The sequence below is a fragment of the Ensifer adhaerens genome (assembly GCF_028993555.1).
Lineage (GTDB): Bacteria > Pseudomonadota > Alphaproteobacteria > Rhizobiales > Rhizobiaceae > Ensifer > Ensifer adhaerens_I.
The window spans coordinates 2,173,130-2,186,260 of record NZ_CP118611.1 but is presented as its reverse complement, the minus strand read 5'-3'; the positions used below and the strand labels follow the sequence as shown (position 1 = coordinate 2,186,260).

The window sequence follows — 13,131 nt, the reverse complement described above, 5'->3', positions numbered from 1 at the left end:
GCTCACATCACTTCGCGGCGGGTGCGGTATAGAGTACGTAGACCTTGCGCATCGTTTCGAGCACTTCGAAACGCACCTCGACGCCGGCCGGCAGGACGTAGCTTTCTCCGGCCTCGAAGGTCTCGACGGAGCCGTCGGGATTGGTGATTGCGACCTTGCCCGAGAGGATGACACTGTATTCGTTGCCATCGGGGTAGGAGAGCATTTCCGCGTAGGGCGTCGACTGCCAGGTGCCGATCACGACGGCCTTGTCGTGGCTTTCGAAGTGAACGTCGCCGAGCTCGTCCGCAAAGCCGGTAAGGATCGCCTCCGGCGGGACGACGCTGCATTTTTCAAGCTCGCGCAGGCCGACACCATTGCGCCCGAGTTTGATGACCTTCGACATGTTCACTCCAGTTCAGAAAGACGAGCAGCAAGTACATCGGCCGCCCATCAGGGTTTCGTTGCTTCAAATTCGTGCAAGGCGGTATAGTGCTTGAGATCAATGGCTGTTCTCGACAGTCACATGTCGCTTTGCGTGCCGCCGATCCACTATGCGGCTTACACCATTTTTCTAGGCGCCCGGGCCAATGTCCGGAATACGCCTTAGGGCTAGGTTTGGAGGATTGGCGTCGAGGTTCAGAGGTGGCGTCAGCCCTTGCGGAGCCGGGGTTTCTCTGCCGATGTCGTTGTTTGGGCTGCTCAAACGTTAGTTTTGGATTTCTCGTAGTGAAAATCCGTTACTTGCGACGAATTAAACCTTCGCCTAATCTGCGCGTGGAGGAGAACAACATGAACGACGATACGATCATCAAAGTTTGCGCGGCGACGCAGCGGGTGCCCGGTGTCGGTGATCTGGCGCTATCCCTCATGGAGGGGGTCGGCCGTTCGGATTTCCAGGATCGGCTGGCACAGTCGCTCAAGCGGCACATCGCCATCGATGCCGGCCTGATGCTCTTGTACCGCCGAAATGCGGCGCCGAAGATCCTGTTCAACGACTGGCGTACGGACAAGGGTTTGTCCGATATTCGGGCCTATCTGCAGGGGCCGTACCGGCTCGATCCGTTCTACAGGCTGGCGCTCGACAATGGCGACGACGGACTTTATCGCCTGAGGCAGATCGATCCGTCCTTCGACCGGTCGCAATATTATCGCGACTACTACAGGCATTCGGGCCTGCACGACGAATTCAACGTCTTCATCAGCATCGATGGCGACACGAAGATCGCGATCTCGCTGGCACGGCGCCACTCGCACGCAGCCTTCAGCGGGGAAGACCAGGATTTCCTGCGGAGCGCTGCACCGCTGCTCAGCATGGCCGTGCTGCGGCACTATCGCGACCTCCGGCCCGAAAGCCTTGGCGATGACGGCTCGCCGCTGCAAAGCGCGTTGGCGCAGGCGATCCGGAACTTTGGCCGCAGCCTGCTCACCGATCGCGAATGCCAGGTCGCGCAGATGATTTTGCGCGGCTACTCGGTCAAGGGGGCGGCGGAAAAGCTCGGGATCTCACCGGCAACCGTCAAGCTGCATCGGCGCAACCTCTACGCCAAACTCGACATCTCCTCGCAGACCGCGCTTTTCTCGCTGTTCATCGATGCGGTGTCGTCGGCGAGCAATGCCTTCGAAGATCCGCTGGCCACATATCTGTTGCCGGGCGGCGCGCTTCTGCCGCACTGATTTCGTTCCTTACAACCCAATTCCAGGAAAGCGGGTTCACGCTTTCCTGGAATTGCTTCAAGCCGCAGCACTCACCCGTTGCTCCGAGCGCCGCGAGACCAGTTGAGCGGCCACCAGTCCCAACACCACGATGCCGAGGATGATCGTCGAGATCGCGTTGATCTCCGGCGTCACCCCGAACTTGATCTGCGAATAGATCTTCATCGGCAGGGTCGAGGCGCCTGGTCCCGTCGTGAAGCTCGAGATGACCAGATCGTCCAGCGACAGGGTGAAGGACAGCAGCCAGGCGGAAACGATCGCCGGGATCATATTCGGTAAGGCAACGCTGACGAATGCCTTGGCCGGCGGGCAGCCGAGATCGCGCGCCGCTTCTTCCAGCGACGGGTCGAGCTCGACCAGCCGCGATTGCAGCACGACGGTCGCAAAGCAGAGCGTGAAGGTCGTGTGTGCCAGCGTGATGGTCAGCGGCCCGCGATCGATCCCGAGTGTCACGAACATCAGCAGCATCGACACCGCCATCACCACTTCCGGCATGACCATCGGCGCAAGCAGCATGCCGTTCAAAAGCGCCCGGCCGCGGAACCGACGCAGCCGCACCATGACGACAGCTGCGAGGGTCCCGAGAATGGTCGCAGCCGTCGCCGAGATCGCGGCAACCAGGAAGCTGACCTTCGCGCCTTCGATGATCGACGGATTGTTGAGGACGGTCGCATACCACTGCGTCGAGAAGCCGCCCCAGACCGTCACCAGCTTCGAACCGTTGAAGCTGTAGATCACGAGCACGACGATCGGCAGATAGAGGAAGGCAAGCCCGAACAGGATCGAGAGCCGATTGAACCAGCTTGGTTTCGTCATGGCTAGCTCCTCAGGTTTTTTCGCGCGACTGGCGCGATTGGAAGTAGACGATCGGCACAACCAGCAACGCCAGGAGCACAATCGTGACGGCGGCGGCCATCGGCCAGTCGCGATTGTTGAAGAATTCGAGCCAGATGGCGCGGCCGATCATCTGCGTATCGGCGCCACCGAGCAGATCCGGGATCACGAATTCGCCGACGACCGGGATGAAGACCAACGCACAGCCGGCCAGGACGCCGGGCAGGCTCAACGGGAAGGTGACCCGCCAGAAGGCGGAGATGCGGGAGCAGCCAAGGTCGCGCGCCGCCTCGATCAGGGTACGGTCGGCACTGCTCAAGTTCGAGTAGATCGGCAGCACCATGAAGGGCAGGTAGGTGTAAATGATGCCGATATAGATGGCGGTCTCGGTATTGAGAATGCGCAGCGGCTCGCTGATCAGGCCAATCTTCAGGAGCAGCGCGTTCAGAAGACCGTCGTTCCGCAGAATGCTCATCCAGGAATAGACGCGGATCAGCATGGAACTCCAGAACGGCACGATCACCAGGAAGACCAGCAGCGACCGCGATGACGGCGAGCAGGAGGCAATGCCATAGGCGAGAGGGTAGGCGATGAAGAGCGTGGCGGCGGTCGAAATCGCCGCGATCTTCAGGCTCGTCAGATAGGCGAGCAGATAGGTGTCGTCGGTGAGAACATAGAGGAAGTTCTCGAAGTTGAGCCGCAGATTGAGGATCGATCCGTCCCAGGCCGTCAGCGGTTCGAAGGGCGGCATGCCGAGCCGCACGGTTGAAAGGCTGATGCCGGCAACGAGCGCAAAGGGCGCCAGGAACAGGACCAGAAGCCAGGCATAGGGTATGGCGATCAGAAGACGCTTGCCCCAGTTCGTCTTTGTGGACGGTGTCGCTGCCATGAGCATGGGGATCTCCTACTCGGCCAAGAGCCGGCTGGCCTGCGGCGACCAGCTTGCGAAGACACGGTCGCCGACGCCGAGATCACTTTCGGTGCCGAGATTGACCCGTCGTGCGTCGAGCGTCGCCCCCGATTTCAGTCGCACCCGGTAGTGCCGCTCGACGCCGGTATAGGTGAGTTGCTCCACGGTGCCTTCGAGGCCGTTGCCCGATGTCGCGAGTTCCACCCGTTCCGGGCGAACCGAGACCCAGAACGGCCGGTCGAGCGCCACCCGGTCGGTGAAAGCGGCGCGGACGCCGCCGCCGGCCTCATCGCTGTCGATCCGGAGTTCTTCGCCATTGCGCTCCGCCCGTGCGCCGGCGAACACATTGGTCTCTCCGAGGAACTTTGCGACATAACGCGAACGCGGCGTCTCATAGACCTCCGAAGGCGTGCCGACCTGCAGCACCTGGCCCTGCTTCATGATGGCGATGCGGGTGGAAACGGTCATCGCCTCATGCTGGTCGTGGGTGACGATGATGAAGGTGAGGCCGAGCTCCCGTTGCAGGCGGACGAGTTCGAGCTGCGTTTCGGTGCGCAGGTTCTTGTCGAGTGCGCCGAGCGGCTCGTCGAGCAGCAGCACCTTCGGCCGTTTGACCAGCGCACGGGCAAGCGCCACGCGCTGGCGCTGGCCGCCGGAAAGCTGCGCCGGCTTGCGATCAAGCAGGGCCGCCAGCTGCAGCTTCTCCGCCACCTCATCGATGCGCTTCTTGATCTCGCCCTTGTCGAGACCGTCCTGCTGCAATCCGAAGGCGATGTTCTTGCCAACAGTCAGATGCGGAAACAGCGCATAGGACTGAAACATCATGTTGGTCGGGCGTTTATGCGCCGGAACGTCGGTGACGTCGGCTCCCTCCAGCCTGATGGCGCCGGATGTCGGCGTTTCGAAGCCGGCGATCATGCGGAGCAGCGTCGACTTTCCGCAGCCCGAAGGCCCGAGAAGCGAGAAGAATTCGCCTTTCTCGATCCCGAGATTGATGTTGTTGACGGCAGTGACGACGCCATAGGACTTCGCCAGGTTCTCGATCGAAATATAGGATTGCACGGGGTCTGGTCCTGCTGTTGACGGTTCGCGTTTACTGCCCGGCTCTGAACGCCGACCAGACGCGGGTGCGTTCGCGCGTCTGGCGCGGTGGCAGCGACTTGTCGACGAAGAGCTTGGAACGCACCTCGGCAGGCGGGTAGATGTTCGGGTTGTCGCGGATACCGGCATCGACTTCGGCGGTCGCCGCGGCATTGGCATTGGCGTAGAAGACGTGGTTGCTGATGGTAGCGACGGTCTTCGGCTCGAGGATGTAATCGATGAAGGCGAGCGCCTGCTCCGGGTCCGGCGCATCGGCCGGGATCGCCATCGTGTCGAAGGAGATGATCGTGCCCTCCTTCGGGATCGAATAGTCGACCTTGACGCCGGTTTCGGCTTCTTGCGCGCGGGCCGCCGCGATGCCGGCATCGCCGCTCCACATCAGCGCCAGGCAGAGCTGACCGGACGCCATGTCGGCCACGAGCTGGCCGCTCTGCATGTGGCGGATATAGGGACGCAGCTTGAGCAGGAGTTCCTTGGCCTTGTCGAGGTCGTCCTGTTTGGTGGAGTAGGGATCAAGGCCGAGATAGTTGAGGGTGATCGGGATCACCTCGTTCGGCGCGTCGACGATGCCGATACCGCAATCCTGGAATTTTTCCGCGACTTCCGGCTTGAAGAACATGTCCAGGCTGTTCGTCGGCGCATTGGGAAGGCGCTCGCCGACGAGTTTGGCGTTATAGGCGACGCCCGTCGTCAGCCACATATAGGGCACCAGATATTTGTTCTCCGGGTCATGCTCGGCGACGAGCTTCAGCAGGTCCTTGTCGAGGTTGCCGTAATTCTTGAGAGCGGTGACATCGATCGGTTTCAGCGCGCCGGACTGGATCAGCCGTTCACCGACCGTGGCGCTCGGAAAGGCAACGTCGAAGCCGCTACCGCCAGCAAGCAGCCGGGTTTCGAGCACTTCGAGCGAATCGTAGAAGTCGACCCGTGTTTCGACACCGGTGCGCGTCTGGAAGTTCGAGATCGTGTCTTCGGCGAAGTAGTCGGAGAAATTGTAGATGAACAGCTTGTCCTGCGCCTGGGCGGTCGTTGAGACCGCGATAGCGGCGAGCGATGCCGCAAACATGGAGCGCAGTGCGGTGCGACGTAAGTTTTGCATGGTTCCTCCCAAGGACATCGTATTTTTGTTTTCGCCAAAGTGATCGGTGGGTCCTGCAAGGGCAACACTCCCTTTGGCTAGGTGCGGCCGGCGCGGCGCCGTCGTAAACGGCAAGCGACGCCTGCCTTCGCTGGGTCGACCATGTTGGTTTGATCGCGATCGAAGTAACATTCGATCAATGGGCATTTCTCGGCCTGCAGCGCCTGATAGGGTTCCGGCGAAATCAAAAGGGAGAGCTTCGATGGAAGAGAAATTCAACCAGCCGCTCGGCGGCAACGACATGCCCCGCTTCGGTGGCCCCGGCACGATGATGCGTCTTCCGGCGGCGACGTCGGCGGCAGGTCTCGATGCCTGCTTCGTCGGCATCCCCATGGATATCGGTGCGTCCAACCGCTCCGGCACGCGCTACGGGCCGCGCCAGATCCGCGCCGAATCCGTCATGATCCGCCCCTACAACATGGCAACGGGGGCTGCCCCCTTCGAAAGCCTGCAGGTCGCCGATATCGGCGACATCGCCATCAACACCTTCAACCTGCCGGCCAACATGGAGATCATCACCCGCAACATCGGTGAGATCCTCAAGCAGGATTGCATTCCGCTGACGCTCGGCGGCGATCATACGATCAGCTATCCGATCTTGAAGGCGATCGCCGAAAAGCACGGGCCGGTCGCCCTCATCCATGTCGATGCCCATGCGGATATCAACGACACGATGTTCGGCGAGAAGATCGCGCATGGCACGCCGTTCCGCCGCGCCTACGAGGACGGCTGCCTCAACCCGAACCTCGTCTTCCAGGTCGGTCTGCGCGGCACCGGCTACGCATCCGACGATTTCGACTGGTCGCGCGACAAGGGTTTCACCGTCGTCCCGGCCGAGGAATGCTGGCACAAGTCGCTGGTGCCGCTGATCGAAGGCATTCGCGCCAAGATCGGCAATCACAAGACCTATCTGACGTTCGATATCGACAGTCTCGACCCGGCCTATGCGCCGGGCACCGGCACGCCCGAGATCGGCGGACTGACCGTCATCCAGGCGATCGAAATCATCCGCGGCTGCCGCGGCCTCAACCTGGTCGGTGCCGATCTCGTCGAGGTGAGCCCGCCTTTCGATACGACAGGTACGACCGCGATTACCGCGGCGAACCTGCTTTACGAAATGCTCTGCGTGCTGCCGGGCGTGAAGTACAAGCGGTAGGTCGCCCAAGAGATTGGAAATCAATAGTCGGGGGAGGCCGCGAGCGGCCTCCTTCCCGATCCATCTTTTGCGAAGTTCTAGCTCTTTGCCGGACGCAAGCGGCTCCAGATCGGCGCGATCACATTGCCCATGATGACAATGGTTGCGGCGCCGACGACGATGGCAAGCAGCGCCTGGAGCGCCGAGGTCGTGAACCAGCCGACGACGCCAGGGGCGACCGTCAGTGTGTGGGCAACGCTTTCGGAGACGTCGTGGATGAAATGTTCCGGCCCGGCCTGGCCCAATTGTGCCATGCCATGCACAAGGATGCTGCCGCCGACCCAGAGCATGGCCGCGGTGCCGATCGCTGCAAGAACTTTCAGGAATGCAGGCATGCCGAGAACGAGGCCGCGGCCGACAACGCGCAAGGCGGACAGCGGGTTCCTCGCCAGAGCGACCCCGGCATCGTCGGCTTTGACGATGAGCGCCACGACGCCATAGACCGCAAGCGTGATCAGGATGCCGACGCCGGCGAGCACTGTGCCCTGCATGTAAATGTCGGCATCCGCGACCGCCGACAGGGTCAGCGCCATGATCTCGGCCGACAGAATGAAGTCGGTGCGGATGGCGCCGGCAACCTTCTCGTTTTCAAGCGCCGCCGGATCGCTCTTCTCACCCAGAACCGCTTCCTCGTGCGCGTGCGCCGCGTGCGGAAAGACTGCGCCGTAAAGCTTCTCGGCACCCTCGTAGCAGAGATAGATGCCGCCGAGCATCAGCAGCGGCGTGATCGCCCAGGGTGCGAAATAGCCGAGCAGCAGCGCGCCCGGCAGAAGGAAAAGCAACTTGTTCTTCAGCGAACCGAGCGCGATCCGTGCGATGATCGGCAGTTCCCGTTCAGGCGTCAGCCCCACCACATAACGCGGGGTCACCGCGGCGTCGTCGATCACGACGCCGGCCGCCTTGGCGCTGGCCTTCGCGGTTTGGGCCGCCACGTCGTCCAGCGAAGCGGCCGCCAACTTGGCGATAGCTGCGATGTCGTCGAGGAGGGCGATGAGACCTGTGGCCATAAGTTGCTAACCCCTTGAGAAGAATCCGAGAAACGCGGCTCCAGAAGCGCCAGTAACCACCATAGCGTGTCGAGTCAACGACAGGCGGGCGACATTGAAAGGTCGTCGGCCGCGCGCGGCGAGCTCGATCTTGGTTATCAAATCGTGAACGTGCGAGCGGATTCTTTCGTTGACGGGTGTCCCATTTCGATTTACGACTGAAGAAATACAAAATTCGTCAGTCGTAAATCGAAAGGCAAGCAATGCCGGCAAGCAACGATATCGTCGTGGATCAGACGCGCCAGGACAACATCACGCGGATCCTTGACGCCGCGGAGCGGCTGTTTCGGCATTTCGGCTACAGCAAGACCAACGTCGCCGATATCGCCAAGGAACTCGGCATGTCGCCGGCAAATATCTACCGGTTCTTCGCCTCGAAAACGGAGATCCACCAGGCGCTGTGCGGCCGCATGCTCGCGGCCAGCTACCAGATGGCTCAGGAGATCTGTGCCTTGCCCCTGAGTGCCACCGAGCGGCTGCGCCGCTACATTCACGCGCAGCATCAGATGACTGTCGAGCTCATGCTCGACGACACGAAGGTGCATGAGATGGTGGTCGTTGCCATCGAACGCGAATGGCACGTCATCGACAAGCATATCGACAGGATCGATGCGCTGCTCGCCGACGTCATTCGCGAGGGGATTGCCGCCGGCGAGTTCCCGGAACAGGACGCCGATGCGGCGTCGCGCTGTTTCGGTGCAGCGACCGTCACGCTCTGTCATCCGCAAATGGTTGCCCAGTGTCTCAGCAAGACAAACCGCGCGGCACCGGAAGAGCTGGTCGAGTTCGCGATCAAGGGACTGAAGGTTTAGCCGGGCTGCTTCCGGCGCCAATGCGGCGTCGATCTATTTTCAGGAGTGCAACTATGTTTATGCCGATTGAATTTCGCCGCCGTATTTCATTCATTGCCACCATTGCGCTGATTTCGACCCTCTCGGCGGCGCTTGCCGCCTGCTCGGAAGAAAAGTCCGAAGCCGTTGGCGTCGTGCGCCCGGTCAAGGTCGTCGAGATCGCCCAGGCCGACAATGTACGCCAGCTCAGCTATTCCGGCGCCGTTCGGGCACGGACGGAGATGAACCTCGGCTTCCGCGTCAGCGGCAAGATTGTCGAGCGCATCGTCAATGTCGGTGACCGCGTCAAGGTTGGCGATCTTCTCGCCCGCATCGACCCCACCGACTACGAGCTTGCCGTGCGCAGCGCATCCGCCAATCTGGAAGCGGCCGAGCGTCAGGTCGAAACGGTCGAGCTCGTGCGCGACCGCGCCAAGCAGCTGCTTGCCAGGAAATTCGCCTCGCAGGCCCAGTTCGACCAGGCGGTGCTCAGCTACAACCAGGCAGTGGCCACGCGCGATGCTGCGAAGTCTGCACTGTCGCAGGCGAAGAACCAGGTCGTCTATACGAGCCTCGCTGCTGACCGGCCGGGCATCGTGACCTCGATCAACGCCGACGTTGGCCAGGTCGTCGGTTCCGGCACGCCCGTCGCCACCGTCGCAGTCGAAGGCGAAAAGGAAGTCCAGGTCGCGGTCCCCGAAACGGAAATCAGCAATTTCAGGGCTGGACTGCCGGTGAAGGTCGGGATCTGGTCCGACGCGGCTCTGTCGCTGGACGGCACGGTGCGCGAAGTCGCCGGCAGCGCCGACCAGCAATCGCGCACCTTCTCGGTACGCGTCAGCTTGCCAAACGACTCGCGGGTCCTGCTCGGCATGACTGCGACCGTCGAGGCATCGGCAGGCAATGGTGTGTCGTTTGTCTCCGTGCCCTTGAGTGCGCTGGCGGAGAAGGATGGCTATCCGATCGTCTGGGTCGTCGACCGCGGTACGGAAACCGTCCGCAGCCGTCCCGTCACGCTTGCAGACTTCACCAGCGATGGTGTGCGGATCACCGAAGGCCTCAATGTCGGCGATCTCGTGGTTGCCGCCGGAACGCAGTTCATGACGGACGATCTCAAGGTGACGATCTCCAACGATACGACGCACCAGGCTGCTGCCGCAGCCGAAACCGTTGTGCGCTGACGTCACCAGAATAGCGGAACCGAGCCGATGACGACCTCCTCTTCCGAAGAAAAGCGGCCCTTCAACCTTTCGCGCTGGGCGATCGCGCATCCGAGCATGGCGCGGTTCCTGTTCGGCCTCATCATTCTCGCCGGTGCCTTCGGCCTGATGCGCATGGGGCAGAAGGAAGATCCGGACTTCACCTTCCGCGTCATGGTCGTACAGGCCTTCTGGCCCGGCGCCTCGATCGAGGAGATGCAGGACCAGGTCGTCAACAAGATCGAGCGCAAGTTGCAGGAAACGCCACACCTCGATTTCGTGCGCTCCTATACCCGCGCCGGCAGTGCGATCATCACGCTGCAGGTCGAAGGAGACACCAATGCAGAGCAGGTGGCGGATGCCTTCTATCAGGTCCGCAAGAAGGTCGGCGACATCTCCAGCGAGTTGCCGGAGGGCTTGCTCGGGCCGTACTTCAACGACGAGTTCGGCGACACCTTCATCACCCTCAATTCGCTGAGTGGCGAGGGCTTCAGCTATCCCGAGCTGAAGAAATTCGCGATCCAGGCGCGCGACATGCTCCTGACGACGCCGGGCGTCGAAAAGGCTGTCATCATCGGTGACCAGCCGCAGAAGATCTTTATCGACGTTTCCTCCAAGGTCCTCGCCGAACGCGGGCTGACGCTGAGCGATCTGCGCAGCACCATTGCGGGCCAGAACAATATCGATCCCGCGGGTTCCGTCGACACCGGCTCGCGCTCGGTGCGCATCTCGGTCGAAGGCGGCCTGGACAAGGTCGAGGACCTGAAGAACCTCCGGCTTCGTGCCGGCGGCCAGGTCACCCGCCTCGGCGATATCGCGACCGTGAGCTCGGGGCTCGAAGATCCCTATTCACGCAAGTTCCGCTTCAACGGCCAGGACAGCGTGCAGATCGGCGTCGTCATGGCCAAGGGCTTCAAGGTGACGGATGTCGGCAAGGCGGTGGAGGAGACCTATCGGCGCTTCGAGGCGTCCTTGCCCTATGGTGTCAATGTCGACCAGGTGTCCAACCAGCCAGAGGTGGTCAAGGAAGCGGTCGGCGAGTTCATGAAGGCGCTCGGTGAGGCCTTGGCGATCGTGCTCGTCGTGTCGTTCCTGTCGATCGGCTGGCGCTCGGGCCTGGTGATCGCGATCACCATTCCGCTGGTGTTGGCCGCCACCTTCGCCATCATGTACGAGCTTGGCATCGATCTGCAGCGCATCTCGCTCGGTGCCCTGATCATCGCGCTCGGCCTTCTGGTCGACGACGCCATGATCGTCGTCGAGATGATGGAACGGAAGCTGGAAGAGGGGCTCGTCAAGGTCGAGGCGGCGAGCTTCGCCTATACCTCCACCGCCTTCCCGATGCTGACCGGCACGCTGATCACCACCGCGGGCTTCATTCCTGTCGGCTTTGCGGCCTCGACCGCCGGCGAATATGTGCGCTCGCTGTTCTATGTGGTCGGCATCGCCCTCGTGGTCTCGTGGTTCGTCGCGGTCTATTTCACCCCCTGGCTCGGCAATATGCTCTTGAAGCAGCGCAGCCATGCCGGCAGCCATCATGACGTCTTCGACACGCGCTTCTATAGTCATCTGCGTTCGACTGTGGCCTGGGCCGTGCGCCATCGCGTCATCGTTCTCTCGACGACGCTTGTCCTCTTCCTTGTCAGCCTCTGGGCCTTCCAGTTCATCCCGAAGAACTTCTTCCCGCAATCGTCGCGGCCGGAAATTCTCGTCGATCTCTGGCTGCCTGAAGGCACGAGCATCAAGGAGGTCGAAAGGCAGGCCAAGGCACTCGAAGCCCGCATGATGGACGACGAGGACAAGCGCTTCATCGCCACCTATATCGGCGAAGGTGCACCCCGCTTCTTCCTGCCGCTCGACCAGCAGCTGCGCAATCCGAACTTTGCCCAGCTTCTTGTCATGGCCAAGGACGAACCGGCGCGCGAACGGCTGATTGCAAAGATGCGCGCGATCCTCGCGAGCGACTTCCCGTCGATCCGCGCCAAGGTCGACCGCCTGTTCCTGGGGCCGCCCACCGGTTGGCCCGTACAGATGCGCGTCATGGGACCGGACCGCGAAGAGGTCAGGCGTATCGCCGACCGGGTGAAGGCCAAGTTCCACGAGAACCCGTTGTTGGGTGCGGTTCACGACGACTGGCTGGAGCCTGTCCCGGGAATGAAACTGGTGATCGACCAGGATCGCGCCCGTGCCCTCGGTGTGACCTCGCAGCGCATCCGTCAGATACTGCAGGCAAGCGTGACCGGCGCACCGCTCGACAACTTCCGCGATGGCGAGGAGACCGTGGCGATCGTTGCGCGCGAGCCGTCGGACAGCCGCAAGCTGCTGAGCTCCGTCGATTCCATCTATATCCCGACCGACTTCGGCGGCTTTGTCCCGCTGTCACAGGTTGCCAAGGTGGTGCCGGTGCTCGAACAAGGCATCGAATGGCGGCGCGACCGCCTGCCGACGATAACCGTGCGCGGAACCCTGCCGGATGGCGTGCAGCCAAACGATGTGGCGATGAAGATGTTTGGAGAGATGCAGACGCTGCGTGACAGCCTGCCTGCCGGCTACAGCATCAGCATTCAGGGCGGGGCCGAGGATTCAGCCGAAAGCCAGGCTTCGATCGCCGCCAAGGCACCGATCATGCTCGGCGTCATCGTCGTTCTGCTGATGATCCAGCTTCAGCATTTCGGCAAGGCGATGCTGGTGCTTGCCACCGGTCCGCTCGGCATCATCGGTGCCGCGGCCGCGCTTCTGATCAGTGGCGCGCCCTTCGGTTTCGTCGCGATCCTCGGCGTCATCGCGCTGCTCGGCATCATCATGCGCAATTCGATCATCCTCGTCGACCAGATCGACCAGGACATCGCCGCCGGCATGGACCGGGCCGAGGCGATCATCGGATCAGCCGTGCGACGCTTCCGCCCGATCACGCTGACGGCGCTGACGGCGGTGCTGGCGCTGATCCCGATCTCGCGCGGCGTCTTCTGGGGACCGCTCGCCTACGCCATGATGGGCGGCATCCTGGTCGCGACGGTGTTGACCATTCTGGTGCTGCCCGCCGGCTACGCACTCTTCTTCGGGCGTGAGCCCAAGAAGAGCACGACCGAGCCGGACAAGGCGGAAGAGGTCGATGCGGATGCCGAAGTCGAGGAGCCGCTCGCTTATCCGCCGGCCGTGGCGGCGGAGTAACGCCACGGCCTT

General features: G+C 62.1%; 11 protein-coding genes. 5 read left to right on the top strand and 6 right to left on the bottom strand.

Going from position 1 to position 13,131, the window contains the following annotated elements:
• Positions 1-7: 7 nt before the first annotated feature.
• A complete protein-coding gene (locus tag PWG15_RS30020) occupies positions 8-385 on the bottom strand; it encodes a cupin domain-containing protein (protein WP_275025186.1) in 378 nt (125 codons plus the stop codon).
• A 239-nt stretch (positions 386-624) separates the two neighbouring features.
• Between PWG15_RS30020 and PWG15_RS30015 the strand changes: the two genes are divergently transcribed.
• Entirely contained in the window at positions 625-1,656 is a 1,032-nt protein-coding gene (locus PWG15_RS30015; RefSeq protein WP_275025185.1) for a helix-turn-helix transcriptional regulator, read from the top strand.
• A 57-nt stretch (positions 1,657-1,713) separates the two neighbouring features.
• Here PWG15_RS30015 and PWG15_RS30010 read toward each other — a convergent pair whose 3' ends face one another.
• Genes PWG15_RS30010 through PWG15_RS29995 form a run of 4 tightly spaced genes read right to left on the bottom strand, consistent with a single transcriptional unit; the run spans position 1,714 to position 5,639 of the window.
• Positions 1,714-2,511: an ABC transporter permease gene (locus PWG15_RS30010; RefSeq protein WP_275025184.1), complete on the bottom strand. Its 798-nt coding sequence runs from the start codon at positions 2,509-2,511 to the stop codon at positions 1,714-1,716.
• Between the two features lie 10 nt (positions 2,512-2,521).
• The gene (locus PWG15_RS30005) at positions 2,522-3,424 is read right to left on the bottom strand and encodes an ABC transporter permease subunit (protein ID WP_275025183.1); all 903 of its coding nucleotides are present in this window, start codon (positions 3,422-3,424) and stop codon (positions 2,522-2,524) included.
• A gap of 9 nt (positions 3,425-3,433) precedes the next feature.
• Complete coding sequence (locus PWG15_RS30000) at positions 3,434-4,501, bottom strand: ABC transporter ATP-binding protein (protein WP_275025182.1); 1,068 nt, start codon at positions 4,499-4,501, stop codon at positions 3,434-3,436.
• A gap of 31 nt (positions 4,502-4,532) precedes the next feature.
• Positions 4,533-5,639 carry an extracellular solute-binding protein gene (locus PWG15_RS29995; protein ID WP_275025181.1) on the bottom strand — a complete coding sequence of 369 codons (1,107 nt, stop codon included), beginning with the start codon at positions 5,637-5,639 and terminating at the stop codon, positions 4,533-4,535.
• Positions 5,640-5,880: 241 nt separating this feature from the next.
• Between PWG15_RS29995 and speB the strand changes: the two genes are divergently transcribed.
• The gene (speB, locus tag PWG15_RS29990) at positions 5,881-6,834 is read left to right on the top strand and encodes an agmatinase (RefSeq protein ID WP_275025179.1); all 954 of its coding nucleotides are present in this window, start codon (positions 5,881-5,883) and stop codon (positions 6,832-6,834) included.
• A 77-nt stretch (positions 6,835-6,911) separates the two neighbouring features.
• On the opposite strand, the gene PWG15_RS29985 is transcribed toward speB, so the two are convergent.
• Complete coding sequence (locus PWG15_RS29985) at positions 6,912-7,880, bottom strand: DUF808 domain-containing protein (protein ID WP_275025177.1); 969 nt, start codon at positions 7,878-7,880, stop codon at positions 6,912-6,914.
• A gap of 242 nt (positions 7,881-8,122) precedes the next feature.
• Between PWG15_RS29985 and PWG15_RS29980 the strand changes: the two genes are divergently transcribed.
• Genes PWG15_RS29980 through PWG15_RS29970 form a run of 3 tightly spaced genes read left to right on the top strand, consistent with a single transcriptional unit; the run spans position 8,123 to position 13,119 of the window.
• Complete coding sequence (locus tag PWG15_RS29980) at positions 8,123-8,731, top strand: TetR/AcrR family transcriptional regulator (protein WP_275025175.1); 609 nt, start codon at positions 8,123-8,125, stop codon at positions 8,729-8,731.
• Between the two features lie 53 nt (positions 8,732-8,784).
• Positions 8,785-9,930, top strand: coding sequence for an efflux RND transporter periplasmic adaptor subunit (locus tag PWG15_RS29975; RefSeq protein WP_425536785.1), 1,146 nt, complete (start codon positions 8,785-8,787; stop codon positions 9,928-9,930).
• A 27-nt stretch (positions 9,931-9,957) separates the two neighbouring features.
• A complete protein-coding gene (locus PWG15_RS29970) occupies positions 9,958-13,119 on the top strand; it encodes an efflux RND transporter permease subunit (protein ID WP_275025174.1) in 3,162 nt (1,053 codons plus the stop codon).
• Positions 13,120-13,131: the final 12 nt, after the last annotated feature.